Source organism: Pusillimonas sp. DMV24BSW_D, assembly GCF_011388195.1.
GTDB classification, from domain to species: Bacteria; Pseudomonadota; Gammaproteobacteria; order Burkholderiales; family Burkholderiaceae_B; genus Neopusillimonas; species Neopusillimonas aestuarii.
Map to the genome: position 1 here is coordinate 596,099 of NZ_CP049990.1, position 22,107 is coordinate 618,205.

A 22,107-nucleotide genomic window follows, 5' to 3' on the forward strand; every position below is an offset into this window, starting at 1 on the left:
ATTTCACCCCGTCATGCTTACTGTTGATGTTGCCCTGTCGTTTTTCGGCATTGCCGTTTTGCTGGCGCTCAGCCCCGGCCCCGACAACCTGTTTGTTTTAATGCAGTCGGCCATGTGGGGTAAAAATGCCGGCTTGGCGGTTGTACTTGGCCTATGCACCGGTCTGATCGGCCATACCGTGGCCGTGGCCGTGGGGCTGGCAGCCGTGTTTGCTGCGTCGGAAACCGCCTTTCTGGTGCTGAAGCTGGCCGGTGCAGCCTACCTGCTATACCTGGCCTGGGGCGCATTTCGCGCGCCGGTCAATAGCGCCACGGAAACCCGCCCCCCGGCTTTGTCACACTGGGCGCTATACCGGCGCGGCATCATTATGAACCTAACGAACCCAAAGGTGTCGTTCTTTTTCCTGGCATTCCTGCCGCAGTTCACCTCACCGATGCGCGGTTCGGTTGCCCTGCAAACCATTAGCCTGGGCGCGCTCTTTATGCTGGCCGCCTTTTTGGTGTTCAGCTCAATCGCCCTGTTTTCGGGCTTTTTCAGCGCCCATATGCAAAAGTCGGCCTTTACCCAGCGCTTGATCAACCGGTTGTCGGCATTGGTTTTTGCCGGTCTGGCACTACGGCTGCTGCTGTCGGAGCGCTAAACACGCACGAAGCGAATCAGATCGTCGGCACCCACTTCACGCTTTAGCTTGCCTTCGTACCATAGCGCATGCAAATGCGCCAAGGCCTCACCCATGGCAAACGTTAGCTGATGCGCGTCCAGTTCCCGCTGAAACATCAGCGGGACAATTTCACCAGCCGTTGTCGGCTTGGAACAGGCCTGCAAAACCTCTTCAAGACGCTCAGCATGGTGCGACAGCTGTTGAGCGATACGTTCGTGCAGCCCGGTAAACGGGCGACCATGAGAAGGCAGCACCAAGGTATCGGCCGGCAAATGGTCGAAATCACGCAGTGAATTCAAATACAACGGTAAAGGATTGGAGTCGGGCTCGAAGTCGAACACACTCACGTTTGTGGAAATGCGCGGCAACACCATGTCGCCCGAAATCAGGATTTGCTGGGTTTCGCTGTAAAGCGACACATGCTCGGGCGCATGGCCGTAACCCACAATCACTTCCCACTCGCGACCGCCCACATTAATGCGGTCGCCATTCATGATGCGATGGAAGGACTCCGGCATGTCGGGCACCAAACTGGGGTAATAGCGGCCCCGTTCGCGAATCTTATCCTGGGTTTCCGGATCTGACAGGCCATGGCGCATAAAATGACGCAGCGCCACATGACCACCCGTTCCACCGCCACTGCCGCCATCGCCCTGTGCCGAAGGCGGTTGCCGTGACCACAGACGAGCAATGGCGAAGTCGGTCATGCTCATCCAAAGCGGAACGTCCCAGCGCTCGCACAACCAGTGCGCCAATCCCACATGATCGGGGTGCATATGGGTGACCAACACGCGTAAAACGGGCAGATCGTCTAGTGCATTTTTAAATAACTCTTCCCACAGGGCCTTAACCGGCTCACGTGACACCCCGCAATCGACGATGGTCCAGCCTTCACGCCCGTCGATACGATCGCGTAACAACCACAAGTTAATGTGATCCAGGGCAAAAGGCAAGGGCATGCGTATCCAGCGTACGCCATCGGCAATGTTCATGGCATGGCCGGGTTCAGGCATGGTTTTACCCAGCGGGTAGTGCAGTTTTAATTCATTCGGGTTCATATCGCGGCTTCTCCGGTACAACGCCTGGTTCCTTCCTAGGCAACCCCCAGTTTAGGCCATAACGCTGTCACATTAAAATTTTGCGAATTTCGCTAGAATAGCCTATAAATGATGTTTTGTTTGCATTGCAACATAGGAGTTTCTCATGTCCGATCCCATCGTCCTTGTTTCCGTTGCCCGCACCCCCATGGGCGGCATGATGGGCAGCCTTTCCGGCCTGGCCGCACACGAGCTGGGGTCCGTAGCCATTAAAGCGGCGCTGGAACGCGCCGGTATTGATAATGGGGCTGTTAATGAAGTCATTATGGGTAACGTGCTTCAGGCCGGCCAGGGCCAGGCACCGGCCCGTCAGGCGGCGCTGGGCGCCGGGCTACCCCAAAGTGTCGGCTGTACCACCATTCATAAAGTATGTGGCTCCGGCCTCAAGGCCGCCATGTTCGGACACGACCTTTTGCTTGCGGGCAGCGCCGACGTTGTGGTGGCGGGCGGCCAGGAAAGCATGAGCAACGCCCCCTACCTGCTTTTACGCGGGCGCCAAGGTTACCGCTATGGCCACTCCACCGTGTACGACCACATGGCGCTCGACGGCCTGGAAGACGCCTACCAGCGTGGCACCGCCATGGGTGTTTTTGCCGAAAGTTGCGCCGACAAATACACCTTCACACGCGAAGAGCAAGACGCTTTCTCACTGGAATCGTTGCGTCGTGCCCGTCAAGCCACCGAAGACGGCAGCTTCAAATGGGAAATCGCACCCGTTACCATTGCGGGCCGTAAAGGCGACACCGTTGTAGACACCGACGAAGCGCCCATGAAAGCCATGCCCGAGAAAATCCCCACGTTGAAGCCGGCCTTCCGTAAAGACGGTACCGTTACCGCTGCCAACTCATCCTCGATTTCCGATGGTGCAGCCGCTATGGTCCTTATGCGCGAATCGACAGCGAAAAAAATGGGCGCTACGCCCATTGCACGCGTTATTGCGCACACCCAGCACTCACACGAACCTGAGTGGTTCACCACCGCGCCCGTCAGCGCCATGCAGAAGCTATTGGCCAAAGCGGGCTGGAGCGCCAACGACGTTGATCTGTTTGAAATTAACGAAGCGTTTGCCGTTGTCACCATGGCCGCCATGAAAGAATTGAGCCTTGATCACAATAAAGTAAACATTCACGGTGGCGCCACCGCGTTAGGCCACCCCATTGGGGCCTCAGGCGCCCGCCTGGTGGCCACGCTTATTGGGGCGCTGCGCAAAACCGGCGGCAAGCGTGGTGTTGCATCGCTATGTATTGGTGGCGGCGAAGCGGTGGCCATGGCATTCGAGATGGTTTAACAACAGCGCCACCCTGACTCTATTAATGTAGGGGCAAAGTAAAACAGACGCGAGCACCGCTCGCGTCTGTAGGGCTCCCTTAAAATATCTACTATTAAAGACCCAATAACACCTTCTTGCTGCCGGCAATTCGACGTCGATCTTTTAAGTCCATTTCAGCAACTGCGTTACGCCCTTCAAGGGAGGCCATAGCGTCGCGATAAATTCCGAGCGCATTTTCCATCGCTATGGTCGGGCGAATGCGCGTTAACATCCAATCCAGCTTCGCATATACTTTCTCGTACGGAAGTTTTCCGCTAGAGGCCCACTCGTAGGCAAGCCAATCCAGGGTGTCGAACCAAGACAAAGAATCGGCCGCCTGCAAAATATCCTCTTCTGTGTTGCCCCCAATTTCATGCCGCATTACCAACGCTCGTACACGCCGAATAAACGACTCGGGTACGTCGGGCTGCTCACGCAACCAAGCCTCGACAATATCGGCCGAACGAATTGAGTGCGCAAATAAATAATCAGGATCATCGAACGCTGTATCAGGTGTACCCGACGGCCCGCCCGGAAAAAATCGCTCGGCATCATGCACTAACGCCGCGAATTTCAATTCGGGCGAAGCACCGCCTGGTACCAACCGAATAGTCCATGCCCGGGTCGACAGCAAATGCTCAAGTTGATAAAAACCATCAAGCCAGTCGATTGCAGCCAGTTCCAGCTTGGAAAGCGTAGAGTCGTAAAAACGCCCCCTGAATTGATCTTCAAGGGATGCTGACATCACTGTCGGGGATTCCATACTCGAGGTGTCCTTCAAGATGTTGTTTGTTCAAATTGGGGCGAATGCATCGCACGCCACACGGCTTCCGGCGTAAGCGGCAACGCTGAAATTTCAACATTAAACTCGGCCAACGCATCACAAATAGCATTTGTTACCGCTGCAGCCGGTGCAATCGTTCCCACCTCACCCACGCCTCGCACACCAAACGGCGTTACAGGGGAAGGAATTTCCGTGTGCAGAAGTTCAACTGGTGGCGCATCTGCAGAGGTTGGAGCGAAATAATCCATCATAGTTCCATTCAACAGCTGCCCCGTTTCATCGTCATAGCGAAGTTCCTCGCTTAATGCCGCACCGAACCCTTGCATTAACGCCCCACGAACCTGGCCTTCTACCAGCATTGGGTTTACAACCGTGCCACAATCATGAACCAGAATAAACCTCTCAATTTCATACTCGCCCGTAACCGGATCAACCGCTACCTGCGCTGCCGCTGTACCAAAAGCAAACGCGGCTTCCGGTGGTTCGTAATGCGCCGTCGCATCCAGACCCGGGCTTTCATCAGCCGGAATACCTTGCCCAACAATGGCGCGGTTGAACACATTAGACAGTGGTACGCATCGCTGCGCATCTTGCCGATGTCTAACTAGCGACCCTTCAATCATGAGCTCCGAGGCCGGGCACTCTAGCGCTGCGGCGGCAATTCTAAGTGTCTTGTCTCGAAACACCTCGCCCGCCTCTTTAATTGCACCGGCCGCCGCAATCATCGTTCGTGACGCAAAAGCACCTGTGTTCAATGGGGTCGAGGCCGTATCGCCTGCGTGTACACGGATACGATCAATATCCACATTAAGCACATCCGCACATACCTGGATCATGGCAGTTTCAGCACTTTGCCCAATAGAAGAGACCCCAGTGTATAAATCGATATATCCCGAGCGATTCGCGCGTAAAGTAACGCTTTCATGCGCGCCAAATTTAGAGCCCCGTTTCATTAGAAAACGGGCACTGGCGTAACCGGTTCGCTCGATAAACACAGAAAAGCCAACGCCAACCCGGCGACCATCATCGCGGATGTTGGGTACCTGCTTGCAATGGGCTTCGTAGTTGATTGCTTTTACCGCCATATCAAGACTGAGCGGATAATCTCCACTGTCATAAACCGCGCCACTTGGCGTTTTCCAGGGCAAGTCTGATGGTTGCAGCAAATTTTTGCGACGCAGTTCAACCGGATTTATTTTTAGCTTGCGCGCCAAACGGTCTACCAGTACCTCTCGCGCAAAATTAACCTCCGGCTGACCATATCCACGATAGGCGCCCACGGGTGTTTTGTTTGTTATTGCAACACGCCGCCGAACATAAGCATCCGTTACCTTGTAGGGGCCTGTGAACGTCACACTGGAAAGTTGTGATGAGCCAAACGACGAATTCCACCCGCCTAAGTCAGTAACGTAGTCGTCTACCAACGACACAAACTTTCCGTCTTTGGTCGCACCAATTCTATAATTGTGAAGAGACTCGCGGCCATGTGTTGCGGAACGAAAATGCTCCAACCGGTCCTCAATCCACTTGACGGGTTGACGAACGGCCATTGCATGCAATGACGCTAATACATCTTCGGGGTATGCACCCAATTTCATACCAAAGCCACCGCCCACGTCGGACGCTGTAACGTCAATACAACTTTCTTCCATACGAAGAATTTCAGCGAGCTGTTTGCGAACGAGATGGGGCGTTTGGGTTGACATTCGCAGCGTAAGCCGACGCGCACCTGGACGCCAGTTAACAAGTATGCCCCGTGTCTCCATTGGCAACGGTGTTACCCGGTTAACGCGAAAGGTGTCTTCTATCGTAATTTCAGCACTATCAAACTTTTGGAATGCCTCACCCGCCTGGTCAACATTCTCAGCCAGAATGTTGCTTTTCAAACATTCTGGATGCAGTACAGGCGCGTCGGGCTCAATAGTTCGGGCGGTATCTGTAATGCATGGCAACGGTTCGTATTCAATATTAATGAGTTCAATTGCATCCTCTGCAAACGCCCGGCTGGTGGCCGCAACACTCACAATTGGCTGTCCTTCATGCAAGGCGCGCTCCTGCGCCAGTGCGTAATAAGGAAGGGCGGGGGCACCCGGAACAGGCCTTAAAACAGTTAAGGGTTCCGACTGCTCAACAATATCTTGCGGGCACAAAATATGCTTTACCCCGGGCAACAATAATGCCTCTGAAATATCAATGGACAAGATCCGTGCGTGCGGAAATGGACAACGGGCCACTGCCATTTCCAACTGTCGCGCAGGCTTTTCGTCATCAACAAAGCACCCGTCACCGCGCACAAGCCTTAAATCCTCAACACGCAGAACCTGCTTGCCAATTTGTTTTTCCCGGCTCGACAATTGCTGCAGGGCTTCGTCTGGCTCTGCATTGGTTTGCTGCAGTTCGTAATTAACGCGATCCAGCATAGTCCCTTTACTCCTCACCTACCATCTGCTCGCCAAGATACTGGGCAATCGCACGCACCGGCCCCTCGTAACCGGTACAGCGGCACATCACACCACTTACTTCATCACGCAGCTGCGCCATTGAAAAACGTCGACCACTTTGTTTTAGGTGTGTTGCCAACATCAAAAAACCAGGCGTACAAAAACCGCACTGCAATCCATGGTTCTCACGGAACGCGCGCTGTACCTCATTTAGTTCATCGCCCTGAGCAAGCGACTCAACTGTTTGCACCTCGCACTCATCAAGTTGCACGGCCAGCATCAAACAAGACTTCACTGCCTCACCGTTAACCATTATGGTGCACATCCCGCACACGCCTTGCTCGCAACCAATATGCACGCCTGTTGCACCACAGCGTTGGCGCAAGAAGTCCGCCGCATGCATGCGAACCGGGGCTGGCTCGACTATCTCTGTATCGTTAAGCCGAACTTGTATTTCAACAACGTTTGATTCTTGAACCATGACCTATCCTTGGCTTACCACATGGTAAAGAACAAATAGCGACACAATAAAAGTAGCCACGCTGAATGATGCAGCTATTTTGTTCCAGGGATCATCAAAGCGAACCGGGGCAGGCTCGCCACTTTGAGCGTGTGCCCTGTTAATGTTGGCTGCCTCTTTTGCGGCAACTGCAACTTGTCCGGTAGCGTTACCTGCCACCGCACCTGGCTGGCTCGATATATGGCCAGCGGAAACATTCGGCTTTGCATCTGCCTCATTACCTGACAATACCCGAGCGAGATTTTCAGCGAACTGAGCCGTTAACTTTTCGGCTTGTTTCGCGATAATACGTTGACCAACGCTACCAAGAGCGCCGGCCAAAGCTGCTTCGCCCTCTACTACAACGTGCGTTTGATCCGCCTTCTCATGCAAAGTAACGGTATTCGTAGCCCGAAAATTACCCACAGCACCCCGCACCGCTTTACCTATTAGCGTAAATTGAATAAGCGCAGGCGCCTGACGTTCGGTAATACGAACGTTGGTGTCAAAACTGGCTGAAATTGGACCTACTTTTTGAGTCATACGAACAGAAAGTTGATCGGGATCCAGCACTTGAATGTTGTCAATGCCCGGCATGCATTGGGCTACCTCATCGGCTTTCTGAAAGAACGCCCACACTATCGGCAAGCGCTCGGCTACCGTAAATTCCTGTTTGAATTTCATCTAAAACTCTCAATCTTTCATTCAATTAACCGGACTTTTGGAAAACGCACTTGACGCTTCGCGACGCAAATTGCCTAACGCTTTTCGTACATAAGCCTTCAAAAGGTGTAGCCGGTATTCGCCAGACGCACGAATATCATCGGGCGGATCGGCTTGCGTACACGCTAGCTGCGCCGCCTGAGCAATATCCTCATCGGTCATCCGCGAGCCATTCAGAAGACTGGCTGCGTCGGTTGCCAGCATAGGCGATTCATTAACACCGCCCATACCAATACGTACGTCCTGCCAGTGTCCTTGCTCATCAATTTCACCCGCTACCGCCACAGACACAACGGCAAAATCGTTATGTCGGCGGTTCATCTCACAAAACGCATAGAAAGGCGGATGCTTTGGATAGATGACTGAAACCACCATTTCATTCGGTTCCAGCACAGTAGCGTAGGAACCCTCATAAAATGACGTCAACGGAATTTCCCGTTCGCCTTTAACACTGACAACCTTCACTTTTGCGCCAAGCGTTAACGCGGCCAGAGGCATTTCACCGGTTGGGTCGCCTTGAACCAGACTACCCCCAACGGTGCCGCGATGGCGAACCTGGCGGTCACCTACATAACGAATCATGTTGGTCAAAAGCGGCAAACGTTGTGCAATTAACGCCGAATGCTCGATAACGTTGTAACGAACACGCGCACCTAACACCGTTTCATGCCCTTGCGCGTTAACCGCATCCAGGCCTTCAATACGATTAATATCAATCAAAGCAGAGGGGCGCCAAAGGCGCATGTTCAGCATTGGAATTAAGCTTTGACCGCCTGCGAGGATTCGAGCGTTTCCGTCGTACTCATCCAATAGCTGAACTGCTTCTTGCACAGAAGAAGCCCTGTGATAAATAAAATCAGGGGCTTTCATACCGCTTACTCTCTCCCTGACTCAATCAGGCTTTGGCCACCGGTCATGCGTTTAAGCACATAATCAACCGGTGACTTCACACGCGTAATCGGCTGGGCAGGCTTGCTGCTCCAAACGGTTTCAGGGCGTACCTGCAGAACCCGGATTTGCAACCTATCGTCTACTGCCCACTCAATGTCCTGGGGCGCACCCCGGTCTTTCTCGACTTGTTTGGCGAACTTTGCCAACTCGATAACGGTTTCGTCGGGCAAACAAATCGCATCCTGACGCTCGGCCTCGATTTCGCAAAAGCCCACTTCCCCGGTTTGCGGGTCAAACCGATATTCGTGCGTTTGCGTGTGTGGCTCCCTTTTCAGCAATTGCAACGTCACTTTGTCGACTTTAAACTGCGTTGGCGTAACGTCACCTTTCACAACCCCCTCTCCTAATCCCCAGCAGGATTCGATAACGATTTTTGAGCGATCGCCGGTAATAGGGTCTAAAGTAAACATGACCCCGGCGGCTCGGGCCTGAACCATTTGCTGAATGCCAACACAAATCGCGAAATCAGAAAGCGCAGCAACCTGCTTACCTTCATGGCGGTAAGTCAGTACGGTATCGCTGAACATGCCGGCCCAACATTGTCGCGTGTATCGAATAACGTTCTCAACATCGGACACCCACAAGAATGTTTCGTACTGCCCGGCAAAGCTTGCGCCGGCCAGGTCTTCCGACTCGCCGCTAGACCGCACGGCAACAGGCACGTCAATCACGCCTGTGCGCTCTTCAAGTTTTTCATACGCCTGCGCAATTTGATCATGGAGATCCTGGGGCATCGGCGCCGTCATGATCTGATCAATTAATTTCGCTGTTTCAACTTTCAGTTGCGCAGGTTCGATTTCGGTTGCAATCTTTCTGACACGACTGATTTCATCCTCCAGCCCAGCGCCTTTAACAAATTCACGAAACGCCTGAGTCGTAATGCCGAACCCAGGTGGAACGGAATAGCCGGCAGCCATTGAAGTTGCAAGACTGGAAAACTTACCGCCCAGCAATGGGTTATCTTTTGCCGCCGGATCGTCCAGCCAAAGAATGTTGGGTTTTACATCAGACATCAAACGGCCTCCTCAAGACGCTTTACAGTACCGAAGTTGCCATCAACTTCAACAAGATCGCCGGTTTTAAAGGTAGACGAGGCAAAGCCTGTACCCACAACAGCCGGTAAACCATATTCGCGAGAAATGATAGCGGTATGGGCCATCATGCCCCCCACATCAGAAACCGCCGCGCTAATCATTGGGAATACGGGCGCCCAGCTTGGTGCGGTAATACGACAAATTAAAATTTCACCCTTCTGAATTTCGTAAAGCTGCTCGGGATCTGTAATTACGCGCGCACGGCCCGTAACTTTGCCGGGCGATGCAGCTACCCCTTTCAGAATATTCGATGAGTCTTGGCCAACGCTGAGCCACTCTTCCACGGTCTCCTGAGTAATACCAAACAACATAATTGTTAGCGGCTCGGTAATAGACTTCGGCGGAGTACCTAATGCAGGTGGGGGAGCCCATTTGGCCAATGCATCACGCTTAGCCTTACGGCGCTCAACAACCGGCTTCCAATAAACCTCACCCCGCGGTTGCGTGCCAGTGGCCCAACCAATCAACAGGTCGTATAGCGCATCACTTACTTCATGGCGATGCAGATAGAAAATATCTTCACGATCTGCAAAGAAACCACTGCTCACAAACAAGTCGCCAAGTTCACGAACCTTTTGCCAAAATATGGAGTGATGCCAATGCTCGACATAGAAATTATGATCTTCAACAAAGGGGAACACCTTGCGAGCCAAGTTCACCAGACCATCGAACGACTCACGATCCTCTTCTGTGGGTAGAAGTTCACGATACTCGGCAGTTACCCGTGCGCGTTTCTCTAGAATTTCATCCAACGGACGGTCTACTTTCTCGCCCCGGCGCACGGCCTCGATGTAACCTCGCAATGCGGTAAATGGCAAACGCATATCCGTCATCCAAACCGGATCTGCATGGCAGTAGCCCACACCCGTTGAATACCAGAACCAAGGGTCCTTGGAGTCTTCAAGCGACTGGACCCACTGCTGACCCTCTTTCGTTTTCTTCAATAACTCAACGGTTTTATCAGGGCTGGTGTTATCTGTAATAACCTTGTCAACACCCAACTCTACAGCCAGTTTGGCTAAACGACGTAACTCATCATCAGGACGGAACAAAACAATGTCGATCCCGCTTACCATGTCTGTTACTGTCTGGTCGGCAATGCCGGGGAAGGCGCTTTGGCAATATTCCCGGAAAGTCAGATAAGCACCGTAGCCCAGGTTCAACATTTCGAAATGGTAAGAGCCCATTTCAAGCATGTTTTCAATTAAGCGGTTGTATTTACACAGCAAGTCATGGCTTGAGTAAAGCCCACGGTGTCCGGTAACGTACTCTTCTTTTTCATACTCGGGCAATGGTGTAAATTCAATTGCTTTTAATCGGTCAATGCAGTCTTTTGCCTTTACTTTCCAGTTATCGAAAATCTCATCCCAATTTTCATAGTAATGACCGGCGCGACGCGTGAAATACTCTTGACGCTCAGCCACTTTAACTGGGTCATCACAAATATTTGGCGCGACATACAGATACCCATTAATGACACGTTGGTCTACACCAATAGCTGGCGGAAAAGCCCATACCCGATTCGTCATTTGGCTTAATGCGACCCACCAGTTTTCCGTCATGATGGTGTCGAACGGGTACAGTGGTTCCGGGTTGTGCATACCATCAAAAAACCAGAACTTGCCTTCCTCCAGCTCCTGACGTTCGGGGCTTACCAAGCAATAATAGGGGTACAGCTCTTCCCAACCTTCCGCCCCTTCAGGCGTTGGAAGTTCAAAGGGGCTTGGAAAAGATTTCTTTTTTTCTGCAGTACTCATTTTTTAGTCACTCCTTTTCAATGCTTTAGCCATGCAGGACGTAAATAACCCCCTGGCTTTCAAAACTTAACGATTTCGGTTGCTGTCGCGCATTTGGTCAACTGCAATTGCAATAACTAGAACGGCGCCAATAATGATGGTTTGTAGATAACTGTTTACACGAAGCAGGTTCATTCCGTTGGATAGGGCGGTAATAAAAATTGCACCCATCACCACGTTACGCAGTAACCCGCGCCCGCCCGTTAACGAAACGCCTGCGATCAAGCATGCTGCAATCGAGTTCAGAATCAAATCGGTTCCACCCAGGGTCGCCTCGCCACTTTCAGTGCGCGCAGTTAGCAACACCCCTCCAATGCCCACAATTGTGCCGGCAACAACATACGCAAATACCTGATTAAGCGAGGTTCTAACACCAGACAACCGCGCCGCCCTGAAATTGCTGCCTATGGCGTAAAAATAACGGCCAAATCGCGTCCAACTTAGAAGGATGTACGTTAGAACAACAATAATTGCCGCATAAAGAATCGGTACGGGTATGCCATAAACCGAGTCGTAAGCCAGCACATTGCCGAACTGTTCCGGCAAGCCAGAAATGCTGTACCCACCAGAGATATACAGCGCCAGCCCAGATGCAATAGACAAACTGCCCAATGTCATCACAAACGGTGTTACCCGAAACAGGGCAACCCCCAGGCCGTTGAACAACCCAACGCCGGCGCCGGTTAGCACACCCGACACAATGGCAACTGTTACGGCCCAGCTGACGGCCTCCGGGTCGATGCCCAGCATATATTTCATTACGGTTGCGGTTACCACACTGACTAATGCGACGTTACTGCCAACCGACAAGTCGATTCCGCCTGTAATCAGTATCAAAAACTGGGCAACGCAAACAATAATTAAGTATGTAGATTGCCGCGTTAGGTTAAACAAATTGGCCTCGGATACGAACCGCGGCTCCAGCAAGCCGAACAAAACGATTAGCGCCAGCAGCAGTAGTGGCATCATGCCTATTGATGCAGCAATACTGCGCCAGCTCACACCCTGCGAAGCCGGAGCGACCTGTGTTTGTGTTGAAACCCCACTCATTCCCTCATTCCTTCACAAAAAATCCGGATAACGCGTTCTCTTCAGTCCGCTTGTCTCCGGTTAACTCATCCACAATTAACCCTTCCCGCACTACATAAACGCGGTTCGAGAGGCTTAATACTTCAGGCAGATCCGAGCTAATCAATAGAACAGCCATACCCGCGCTTACCAACTGCTCCAGCACTGCGTAAATTTCGGCTTTCGCGTTAACGTCGATTCCAACTGTAGGCTCATCCAAAATGAGTAACTGCGGTTCGCGCGCCAAAAACCGCCCCAAGAGGGCTTTTTGCATGTTCCCGCCAGAAAAACCTTGGGCGGTACGTTCGATATCCAAGGGCGCAAGAGACATGCGCTTGGCCATGTCGAACGACTCACGCTTTTCTGCTTTGCGCGATAACATCCCGCTTCTTAGAAGCGTTGGCGACTTTAACGATGCCAATGAAATATTCTCGCGAACACTACGGCATAGCAGCATGCCTTCATGTATTCGATCGTTGGTAACGTAGGCGACGCCCGACTGAATGAAATCTCGGGGTGTAGCATGACTTAAGTCGATATCTCCTAGCTGAATGGCGCCACCTGCACGAGGCTCTACCCCAAAACAAGCCCGGCCTATCTCAGACTTGCCGCAACCAACCAAACCAGCTAGGCCAACAATTTCGCCTCGCCGCACGGTAAGCGAGGCATCACGCACTTTTCCATTCACCGTTGAAAGTGAGGACACCGTTAACAGCGTTTCTGTCGGGCTGAACTGGATCTCGGGGTAAAACCCGCCGAAGCTACGGCCTGTCATGAGTTCGACAAGCTGCTTGCGGTCTGTTTCAGAAGCGCCCACGGTCGCAATATGTCGGCCGTCGCGCATTACCGTTACGCGGTCGCCAATTTGCTGAATTTCGCTAATTCGGTGCGAAATGTAGATCACCCCCACACCCGAGCGCTTCAAACCTCGAATGAGTTCAAACAGTTGCGTGGTCTCCGCCTCCGTCAAAGAGGCAGTGGGTTCATCAAGAATAAGAATGCGGGGTTCGGTTAGTGCCGCCTTGGCAATTTCTACCATTTGGCACTCGGCACGCGACAAACTGCCCACTAACGCATCAGGGCTGATATGAAAACCAAGTCGTTGAAAATGCTGCAATGCTGTTGTGCGCATTGCTTTCTTATGCAATAACCCTGACCAACCCCTTTTTTCGTTCGCAAGGAATAGATTTTCTTCAACGGTCATGTCGGGAGCAAGACTAAACTCCTGATACACAACAGAGACCCCCGCATGACGCGCATCCTGAACAGAACGGAAAGTAACGGGTTTGCCATCGATAAATATCTGACCTGACGATGGCGGCAAGGCGCCACAAATAATATTAATAAGTGTCGACTTGCCGGCGCCGTTTTCACCGAACAGTACATGGACCTCACCGGCACGAACATCCAAGTCCATGTCGGTGAGAGCCTGTACACCAGGGAACTGCCGGCTAACTTTACGAACGCTAAGCAACGCGTCCGCATTAACCCCGGCAGCCTCAGGTTCAGACCAGGTGGTTTCATTTGGCATTAGATTTCTTCTTGCACCCAAGGCCTGCACACTCATCATTAACCACCTTACTTAACTTCGAAGTAGGGTTCCCAGCCTTCTGGGGCCAACGACAATGCCCGATTATGGGTTTTCACCGACTCTTGGTCGATAATGCCAAAACCGGTATCTACATCTTGCGCCACTGGCTTTTCTTCCAGAAGCCTGACGAGCTGGTCGATTGCCACACGCGCCTGGGCGGCGGTGTAGTCAGTGGCAGTTGCCTCAACTGAACCGTCACGCAAACCCGCCTCCACAACCGGTGTTGTATAAGATGACAACAAACCAATCTCTGTCTTGCCCTTTTCTTTCAACACCTGAATGCCCGCCTCGATCGCAGGCGCAATACCGCCGATGTAATCTACATCCGGATATGCAAGCAATGCATCTTCAATCAAAGGAATTTGTGCCGCTTTACTTGGCTCGCCCCAAATCACTTTCACCACTTCAATGTTGTCGACATCTTTTAAGGTCGCGACAAACCCATCGGCAGAATCCTTCGACCAGCGAGGCGCCTCGGGGCCACCCAACCAAACAACCTTCACTGAGTCACTACCTTTAGGGTGTTTTTTCATTAGGTACTCACCCACCATGCGCCCAGCATCAAACCAATTTCCCTGGGCACGCGCCGCCACGCGATCAGAGGTGACATCCCCACCCGTAATAGCCGTTGGTACGCCCTGATCGGCCGCACGCGCAATAGCGCGGTTCAAGCCAGTTGCAGAAATCGCCACCATTGCAATGCCGTCAGCACCTCGGCTAACACAGTCCTCAAGCTGCGAGATCTGGGTTGGCAACTCGGTATAACCGCCAGCGGCAAACACATTCAGCGCAATCCCTTTAGCTTTTGCCTCGGTTACTGCGCCATATGTCATCGCCATGTAATAAGGATCTTTCGTATGGGGAAACAACACACAGATATTCCATTTTTCCGACACATCGGATTTCGGTAGCGGTTTATAAACCGCGTCTTTCCATTCCCCTTTTTCAGAAAACGGGGGCGTACGTTCTTTTACGTTCAACTCCCAGTTATCGGTTGCGTCTGCCGCAGAAACAGCGCCTACCGCCGTCATCAGCAGGCCCCCAAGCAGTAGTGATAAAGCGTTCTTTTTCATCGAGCGTCACCCTTCCTTAAATAGAGCAAATTAGTAGGCCAAAACAATAAACCGGTCGAACGACCAATTTAAGGCCAAAAAAAAACAGAACTGCCTACAACTTTTTGTTACTCAACTACTCTGTCTTCTTTCAATCGTGCCTTTCCACCATTGTCAGACGACTTCAGGAAACCTACTTTGACACGCCGCTCAGTAATTTGCGATTCGTGTTTTCCCTAGGAATCGGGATAACCCCATGCTTTACCAACCAGGTGTTGATGGGGCTTGCATTCCATGCACCAGAAAAGTACTTAACCGGGCAACCATTTCATCTATATTGTCGTCTGTGTAACGTCCATCTGATAAGTCTTCTAATCGGCCCAGGCCTGAGAGCGCGTAAAGGCAAATACCAATTAAGAACATCATCCGCCAATGAATATCAGCTGAGCTAACATTGGGCTGCAATATTTCCAATACGTCCAGATAGTGCTTAACAGAATCATCGTAAACTTCGCGCCGCAATCGAAATGACAACTCTTCTGGTTCGTTGTGCAATCGTGCTAGCAAACGCACAAACGCAATGCCACGCGGGCCGCTGTGTAACAAGCTGAACAAGGGCAATAAGTACGCACGAATGACATTCGCGACGGGGGGTTGCCCATCATACTTTTTGAGCAACGTTTCCAGGTTACGCATGCGTTGAACCGAGATCGCCTGCCCCCTGTTCTTGATGACTGCCTCGAATAAACTACGCTTTGATTTGAAGTAATACGAAATCATCGATTGACGAACGCCCGCCTGCGCCGCAATTTCCCGGGTCGACGTCAATGCATAGCCACGTTCAGCAAAATACATTTCGGCAATATCGATAATCTGGTTACGAATATCCCGGTTAACGGTTGGACGGCCCGGTCTTTTCTCACTCGAGGCGTCGGCGCCACCCTCGTTATCGTATACGGCCAATCCATCACTGCGTAACGACGCCTTTCTGCCTTCCTTGTCTACCCACGATGATTTAAGCATGTGTCTCTCTTATGGCGTTATTCAACAACTGGCATCGTCCGCACGCAAAGGCGATACCTATTTATAGTGTATTGTGCTTTTTAAATTTAACGCAGCAAGTTGCCATCCAACACCGGCGTCACCGTACAATACCCGAGTTGCGATCGCCATTAAAACCGCGTACAGTGGTTTGCACCTGACGGTTCTTTTTTTGCCACTTTTTCATCATGTTCGACATCCTGGTCTATCTCTTCGAGAACTACTACACGCCGGAAGCATGTCCGGAAGCAGATGTGCTTGCGCACAAGCTTGCGGCGGCCGGCTTCGAGCACGAAGACATCGATGAAGCGCTGGGCTGGCTATATGGGCTGGCCCAAACAACAGAACAATGCGTTCAAATGGCGGAAATGTCGCAGGGCGACAGTCTGCGCGTCTTCACCGATCTGGAATATCAATCCTTGGGCACACAGGCTATCGGGTTTATCACCTTCCTGGAAAACTCCGGCGTTTTACCGCCGGCGCTACGCGAAATTCTTATAGAACGGGCCGAAGCCACGGCCGAAGCGCCTATTCCACTCGAGAAACTGAAAATCATCACGCTTATGGTGCTCTGGAGCCAGGAAGTGGAGGTTGATCACCTGGTACTTGAAGAGCTGTTAACCCACGACAGCGCCCGGCTGTCGCACTAAGCATTTTTACTTCATCAACTTAGCAACACAGAGCATTCCCTTGACGAGGACGTCTGAACAAGGCGGCTACGTTGGCCGCTTTGCACCCAGCCCCAGCGGCCCTTTACACGATGGCTCATTAGTAGCGGCGATGGCCGGCTACCTGGATGCACGCGCCAGAAACGGGCAATGGTTATTGCGCATAGAAGATATCGATACACCTCGGGTTGTACCCAACGCCGATCGCGTCATTATGGGTCAGCTTGACGCACTGGGCATGCAATGGGATGGCGAACCTATTTGGCAATCGCAGCGCCTGATTGCATACGAAAGCGCTTTCCAATACCTGCTGCAAAGCAAGTTGATTTACCCTTGCGGTTGCACGCGCCAGGAAATTGGGCGTGGCCCATATCCCGGCACGTGTCGAAACGGCCTTCCAGCAGGACGGGCAGCGCGTGCCTGGCGTTTTCGCGTCCACGCCGGCCCCGTGTCCTTCCATGACCGTTGGCTCGGTACACAAAAACAAGATGTCAGCCGTGACATAGGTGACTTCATTATCAAGCGCGCTGATGGGTTATGGGCCTACCAGTTAGTTGTCGTTATTGACGACGCCTGGCAGGGAGTAACCGATATCGTGCGGGGAGTCGACCTGCTCAGTTCAACCGGGCGACAGATCCAGTTGGCCGAGGCGCTGGGCTATACCTACCCCCGCGTCATGCATGTACCCTTGGTGCTGGACGAGTTCGGGCAGAAACTGTCAAAGCAGAATCACGCCCAACCTTTTAACTGTGACCAACCCATTGCGACGCTGAACCGGGCCTGGCAGCGGCTGGGGTTCGAACAGCTTTCGGGCATCACCACGGTGCAGGCGTTTTGGGCACACGCCATACCGCTTTGGGCAGCCCGTTTTCAACATTTGATATATTGAGCGCATTCGTATTACTGTCTTTCACCTGAATAGATGACAAAAACTTTGATTATTGCCGAGAAGCCCTCGGTGGCCCTGGACATTTCCCGCGCGCTGGGCGGTTTCAAGCGTGAGGGCGATTACTTTGAAAGCGACGACTACGTGCTGGCGTCCAGTATCGGGCATTTGTTGAGCCTGGTTGCGCCAAACGATCCCAAACGGGGAAAATGGACTTTCACCCATTTGCCGGTGATCCCCCCCGAGTTCGAGCTGGGCCCCACCGACAAGCGTTCGGCGGAGCGGTTGAAACTGCTGGTCAAGTTACTCAAGCGCAAAGACGTCAGCGCCATTATTAATGCATGCGACGCCGGGCGCGAAGGCGAACTGATCTTTCGCTACATCGTTCAATATGCAGGAGTGAAGAAGCCTATTCAGCGTTTGTGGCTGCAATCCATGACGCAAACGGCCATTCGCGATGCGTTCAATGCGCTTCGCGATGACGACGACCTGAAGCCGCTGGAAGAAGCCGCCCGGTCGCGCGCTGAAGCCGACTGGCTGGTGGGCATTAACGGCACCCGGGCCATGACGGCGTTCAACAGTAAAGACGGCGGCTTTTTCAAAACACCTGTAGGGCGGGTGCAAACCCCTACACTGGCCATCGTGATGGAGCGCGAAGAGCGTATCCGCAAGTTCAAATCACGCGACTACTGGGAAGTGCATGCCACCTTTGTGGCTGCCGCCGGGCTGTACACCGGGCGCTGGTTCGACCCGAAATTCATTAAAGACGAACAAGATCCGGAAAAGCGCGACTCGCGTTTATGGTCTGAAACCGCCGCCAAAACCATTGTATCGGCCTGCCGCGAGCAGCCGGGCACGGTAACCGAAGAATCCAAACCCACCACGCAAATGTCGCCTGCGTTGTTCGACTTAACGTCGCTGCAACGCGAGGCAAACTCACGTTTTGGCTTCTCGGCAAAGGCCACGCTGTCACTGGCGCAAACGCTGTACGAGCGCCATAAAGCACTAACGTATCCACGTACCGACTCACGCTACCTGCCGGAAGACTACCTGCCCACCGTGAAACAAACGGTCGCGGCCTTGGCCGACGCCCCCGATGGGGCAGCCGCGGCAATACAACCCTTTGCCAAGCAACTGGGCGAATCGGGCTGGATCAAGCCGAACAAACGAGTTTTCGATAACAAGAAGGTGTCCGACCACTTTGCCATTATTCCCACACTGCAGGTTCCCAAAGAACTCAGCGATGCGGAAAGCAAAATATATGAATTGGTAACGCGACGCTTCTTGGCGGTATTCTTCCCGGCTGCGGAATTCCGGGTCACTACACGTATTACACAAGTTCAGGGGCACCACTTCAAAACCGAAGGCAAGGTACTGGTTTCACCGGGCTGGATGGCCATATACGGACGTCAGGTTCAGGGTGACGACACGAACCTGATTCCAGTGGCACATAACGAATCTGTTAAAACCGAAGATATCGAGGCCAAGAGTTTGGTTACCAAACCACCTGCCCGATTCACCGAAGCCACGCTGCTTTCAGCCATGGAAGGGGCCGGCAAGCTGGTTGATGACGAAGAGTTGCGCGACGCCATGTCTGAGCGCGGCCTGGGGACGCCGGCAACCCGCGCCGCCATTATTGAAGGTTTGTTGAACGAAGGCTATTTACGGCGCGAAGGCAGGGAAATGGTGCCCAGTGCGAAAGCACGCCAGCTGATGACACTCCTTTCCGGCCTTGGGGTCAGTGAACTGACCTCGCCGGAGCTTACCGGCGACTGGGAGCGACGCCTGAAGCAGATCGAACAACGTCAACTGGACCGCGAAGCCTTCATGCGTGAAATTGCGCAAATGACGCAAATCATTGTGAAGCGGGCCAAAGAATACGAACGCGATACCGTTCCGGGCGACTATGCCACCCTGCAAACGCCCTGCCCCAAATGCGGCGGTGTCGTGAAAGAAAACTATCGACGCTATGCCTGCACGGCATGCGACTTCTCAATCGGCAAACACCCGGGCGGGCGCACCTTCGAAATTGACGAAGTTGAAACGCTGCTGCAAGAAAAAACACTGGGCCCGCTGCCGGGGTTTATCAGCAAAATGGGGCGTCCATTCGCCGCTTTGCTGCGTATTACCGATGAGTACAAACTGGAGTTCGATTTCGGCCAAAACGATGAAGACGACAAAGAACCGGTCGACTTCTCCGACCAAACCTCTTTGGGCGACTGCCCCAAATGTGGGGCACGGGTGTTCGAACATGGCATGAATTACGTGTGCGAAAAATCGGTCGGCCCGGAAAAATCCTGCGACTTCCGTACCGGCAAAATGATCCTGCAACAGGAGGTGTCGCCCGAACAGGTGCGCAAGTTGCTAAGTGAAGGCAAAACCGATTTGCTCGATGGGTTTGTTTCCAGCCGCACCAATCGTAAATTCAAGGCGTTCCTGGTGAAACAGGCTAACGGTAAGGTGGGCTTCGAATTTGAAGCACGTGCACCCGGCAAGGGTGGTGCGGCCAAGAAAGCCGCCGGCAAGAAAACGGCAAGTAAAACGACTGCTAAAACCGCGACAAAAGCCGCCACTAAAACAGCTACCAAAAAGACGGCCGCGAAGAAGGCAACAAGCAAAACAGCGGCGAAAAAAACCGCAGCCAAGAAAGCGGCCGCCAAAAAAACAGCCACCAAAAAGGCCGTTAGTTCATCAGACGACGACGCGCCGTTCTAAAACAACAGTCGGCGCGCAAGCCTGCGCCGACTGTACTGCAGGTTTAGCCGAGCCGGATGTTCAAGCCCGGCACTCAAAACGTCAGCCTTTCAGAATCCTGGCGGCATCCATAGCAAAGTACGTGAGAATGCCGTCGGCACCCGCCCGCTTAAATGCCAGCAAGGCTTCCATCATGACCTTGTCGTGATCAAGCCAGCCATTGGCTGCAGCCGCCTTGATCATGGCGTATTCACCGCTCACCTGATAAGCATACGTGGGCATGCCGAAAGCCTGCTTCACGTCGCGCAAGACGTCCAAGTAGGGCATCCCCGGCTTCACCATCACCATATCGGCCCCTTCACGGATATCAGCCGCCACTTCGCGCAAAGCCTCGTTGCGGTTAGCCGGATCCATTTGATACGTGGCCTTGTTCGACTTGCCCAGATTGGCCGCCGACCCCACGGCATCGCGAAACGGGCCATAGAACGCGCTGGCATATTTGGCCGAATACGCCATGATGCGGGTATAGATGAATTTTTCCGCTTCCAGGGCGGTTCGAATCGCCCCCACACGACCATCCATCATGTCACTGGGCGCCACAATGTCTACCCCCGCCTGAGCTTGCACCAGGGCCTGTTGCGTCAGGATTTCAACCGTGGGCTCGTTCAACACATAGCCTTCGTCGTCAATTACGCCATCCTGCCCGTGGCTGGTGTAAGGGTCCAGCGCAACGTCGGTGAGCACACCTAAATTCGGCACGGCGTCTTTCAACTGCGCCACCACACGGGGCACCAGGCCTTTTGGGTTGACTGCCTCAATGCCGTCGGGTGTTTTCAGGGAAGGATCAATAACGGGAAAAACTGCCATAACGGGAATACCCAGCGCCGCGCATTCTTTCGCCGCCTCAACAACCGTATCAGGCGAATAGCGCACCACACCCGGCATGGAGGGCACGGGCTCACGCACGCCTTCGCCTTCCATAACAAACACCGGATAAATTAAATCGTTCACTGTTAAAACGTTTTCACGCACCAGGCGACGGGTGAAATCGTCGCGGCGATTACGACGGGGACGATGCGCCGGGAAGTCGGCATTCACAATAAAAGATGTCATGGCACAACCTTGGGAGAAATCCAGTTTTCAAGATGGGCAGCCGCTTCTTCCAGGCCAATTCTGTGCGTGGAAGAAAACGGGATAACGTGCAGGGCGCCAATATCTTGCGCCAGCTGTTTACGAATGGCATGAACCGCTTTAATGCGCTGCCCATACGGAAATTTATCGGCCTTGGTCAACAGCACAAGCACCGGGCGCCCGGTGGGCGCAATCCATTCGGCCAAACGCCGGTCAAGGTCGGTCAGCCCGCGACGAATATCCAGCAATAGCACGACACCCGCAATGGATGAACGTTCGCGCAGGTAAGCGCCCAGCACCTCGGCCCATTCTTCACGCGCCTGCTTGCCAATAGCCGCATAGCCATAACCGGGCAGGTCAACCAAGTAGCCCAACTGCTCGCCAGGCGCAAGCGGGTCGGGAATGCCGAACATGTTAATGAGCCGGGTACGGCCCGGCGTTTTACTTGAAAACGCCAAACGGCGCTGGTTGGCCAACACGTTAATGGCCGACGACTTACCGCAGTTGGAGCGCCCGGCAAAACAGATTTCGGGCGCCCCTGGCGGGGGAAGTTGGTCGAGCCGGGCAGCCGACGTTGTGAACGCGGCGCGATGCAAAATAGACAAAGGATAGGCCTGTTAC

The 22,107-nt window shown here is 53.1% G+C and carries 19 protein-coding genes; 5 read left to right on the forward strand and 14 right to left on the reverse strand.

Going from position 1 to position 22,107, the window contains the following annotated elements; all coding sequences use genetic code 11:
- Positions 1 to 13: 13 nt before the first annotated feature.
- The gene (locus G9Q38_RS02830) at positions 14 to 640 is read left to right on the forward strand and encodes a LysE family translocator (protein ID WP_166127636.1); all 627 of its coding nucleotides are present in this window, start codon (positions 14 to 16) and stop codon (positions 638 to 640) included.
- On the opposite strand, the gene G9Q38_RS02835 is transcribed toward G9Q38_RS02830, so the two are convergent.
- Positions 637 to 1,719, reverse strand: coding sequence for an MBL fold metallo-hydrolase (locus G9Q38_RS02835; protein ID WP_119515752.1), 1,083 nt, complete (start codon positions 1,717 to 1,719; stop codon positions 637 to 639). The genes G9Q38_RS02830 and G9Q38_RS02835 overlap by 4 nt on opposite strands.
- 145 nt (positions 1,720 to 1,864) lie before the next feature.
- On the opposite strand from G9Q38_RS02835, the gene G9Q38_RS02840 reads away from it, so the two are divergent.
- On the forward strand, positions 1,865 to 3,046 hold the full coding sequence (locus tag G9Q38_RS02840) for an acetyl-CoA C-acyltransferase (protein ID WP_166127638.1): 1,182 nt from the start codon (positions 1,865 to 1,867) through the stop codon (positions 3,044 to 3,046).
- Positions 3,047 to 3,140: 94 nt separating this feature from the next.
- On the opposite strand, the gene G9Q38_RS02845 is transcribed toward G9Q38_RS02840, so the two are convergent.
- The 11 genes from G9Q38_RS02845 to G9Q38_RS02895 all read right to left on the reverse strand — a co-directional run bounded on the left by G9Q38_RS02845 (position 3,141) and on the right by G9Q38_RS02895 (position 16,089).
- Positions 3,141 to 3,830: an HD domain-containing protein gene (locus G9Q38_RS02845; RefSeq protein ID WP_228276183.1), complete on the reverse strand. Its 690-nt coding sequence runs from the start codon at positions 3,828 to 3,830 to the stop codon at positions 3,141 to 3,143.
- A gap of 14 nt (positions 3,831 to 3,844) precedes the next feature.
- Positions 3,845 to 6,271, reverse strand: a complete 2,427-nt coding sequence (locus G9Q38_RS02850; protein ID WP_166127641.1) for a xanthine dehydrogenase family protein molybdopterin-binding subunit — start codon at positions 6,269 to 6,271, stop codon at positions 3,845 to 3,847.
- Between the two features lie 7 nt (positions 6,272 to 6,278).
- Positions 6,279 to 6,773 carry a (2Fe-2S)-binding protein gene (locus tag G9Q38_RS02855; RefSeq protein ID WP_119441885.1) on the reverse strand — a complete coding sequence of 165 codons (495 nt, stop codon included), beginning with the start codon at positions 6,771 to 6,773 and terminating at the stop codon, positions 6,279 to 6,281.
- 3 nt (positions 6,774 to 6,776) lie between these two features.
- Positions 6,777 to 7,475 (reverse strand): SRPBCC family protein, encoded by a 699-nt coding sequence (locus G9Q38_RS02860; protein ID WP_166127643.1) that lies wholly within the window; start codon positions 7,473 to 7,475, stop codon positions 6,777 to 6,779.
- A gap of 21 nt (positions 7,476 to 7,496) precedes the next feature.
- A complete protein-coding gene (locus G9Q38_RS02865; protein ID WP_166127646.1) occupies positions 7,497 to 8,384 on the reverse strand; it encodes an FAD binding domain-containing protein in 888 nt (295 codons plus the stop codon).
- A gap of 5 nt (positions 8,385 to 8,389) precedes the next feature.
- On the reverse strand, positions 8,390 to 9,478 hold the full coding sequence (locus G9Q38_RS02870) for a PEP/pyruvate-binding domain-containing protein (RefSeq protein WP_119515748.1): 1,089 nt from the start codon (positions 9,476 to 9,478) through the stop codon (positions 8,390 to 8,392).
- Positions 9,478 to 11,316 carry a PEP-utilizing enzyme gene (locus G9Q38_RS02875; protein WP_166127649.1) on the reverse strand — a complete coding sequence of 613 codons (1,839 nt, stop codon included), beginning with the start codon at positions 11,314 to 11,316 and terminating at the stop codon, positions 9,478 to 9,480. Before G9Q38_RS02875 ends, G9Q38_RS02870 begins: the two co-directional genes overlap by 1 nt.
- 66 nt (positions 11,317 to 11,382) lie before the next feature.
- On the reverse strand, positions 11,383 to 12,405 hold the full coding sequence (locus tag G9Q38_RS02880; protein ID WP_166127651.1) for an ABC transporter permease: 1,023 nt from the start codon (positions 12,403 to 12,405) through the stop codon (positions 11,383 to 11,385).
- Between the two features lie 4 nt (positions 12,406 to 12,409).
- Positions 12,410 to 13,954: a sugar ABC transporter ATP-binding protein gene (locus G9Q38_RS02885; RefSeq protein WP_228276184.1), complete on the reverse strand. Its 1,545-nt coding sequence runs from the start codon at positions 13,952 to 13,954 to the stop codon at positions 12,410 to 12,412.
- Positions 13,955 to 14,001: 47 nt separating this feature from the next.
- On the reverse strand, positions 14,002 to 15,087 hold the full coding sequence (torT, locus tag G9Q38_RS02890; RefSeq protein WP_166127653.1) for a TMAO reductase system periplasmic protein TorT: 1,086 nt from the start codon (positions 15,085 to 15,087) through the stop codon (positions 14,002 to 14,004).
- Positions 15,088 to 15,327: 240 nt separating this feature from the next.
- Positions 15,328 to 16,089: a TetR/AcrR family transcriptional regulator gene (locus G9Q38_RS02895; protein ID WP_166127656.1), complete on the reverse strand. Its 762-nt coding sequence runs from the start codon at positions 16,087 to 16,089 to the stop codon at positions 15,328 to 15,330.
- Positions 16,090 to 16,295: 206 nt separating this feature from the next.
- Between G9Q38_RS02895 and G9Q38_RS02900 the strand changes: the two genes are divergently transcribed.
- Genes G9Q38_RS02900 through G9Q38_RS02910 form a run of 3 tightly spaced genes read left to right on the forward strand, consistent with a single transcriptional unit; the run spans position 16,296 to position 20,376 of the window.
- On the forward strand, positions 16,296 to 16,757 hold the full coding sequence (locus tag G9Q38_RS02900) for a Smg family protein (protein WP_114419105.1): 462 nt from the start codon (positions 16,296 to 16,298) through the stop codon (positions 16,755 to 16,757).
- A 40-nt stretch (positions 16,758 to 16,797) separates the two neighbouring features.
- Positions 16,798 to 17,664 carry a tRNA glutamyl-Q(34) synthetase GluQRS gene (gluQRS, locus tag G9Q38_RS02905; RefSeq protein WP_228276185.1) on the forward strand — a complete coding sequence of 289 codons (867 nt, stop codon included), beginning with the start codon at positions 16,798 to 16,800 and terminating at the stop codon, positions 17,662 to 17,664.
- Between the two features lie 33 nt (positions 17,665 to 17,697).
- Positions 17,698 to 20,376 carry a DNA topoisomerase III gene (locus G9Q38_RS02910; protein WP_166127659.1) on the forward strand — a complete coding sequence of 893 codons (2,679 nt, stop codon included), beginning with the start codon at positions 17,698 to 17,700 and terminating at the stop codon, positions 20,374 to 20,376.
- An 81-nt stretch (positions 20,377 to 20,457) separates the two neighbouring features.
- Here the strand turns inward: G9Q38_RS02910 and hemB are convergent, their stop codons facing one another.
- Positions 20,458 to 21,468 (reverse strand): porphobilinogen synthase, encoded by a 1,011-nt coding sequence (hemB, locus tag G9Q38_RS02915; protein ID WP_166127662.1) that lies wholly within the window; start codon positions 21,466 to 21,468, stop codon positions 20,458 to 20,460.
- Positions 21,465 to 22,091, reverse strand: coding sequence for a ribosome biogenesis GTP-binding protein YihA/YsxC (gene yihA, locus G9Q38_RS02920; RefSeq protein WP_166127665.1), 627 nt, complete (start codon positions 22,089 to 22,091; stop codon positions 21,465 to 21,467). The genes hemB and yihA overlap by 4 nt, the downstream gene beginning before the upstream one ends.
- Between the last annotated feature and the right edge of the window lie 16 nt (positions 22,092 to 22,107).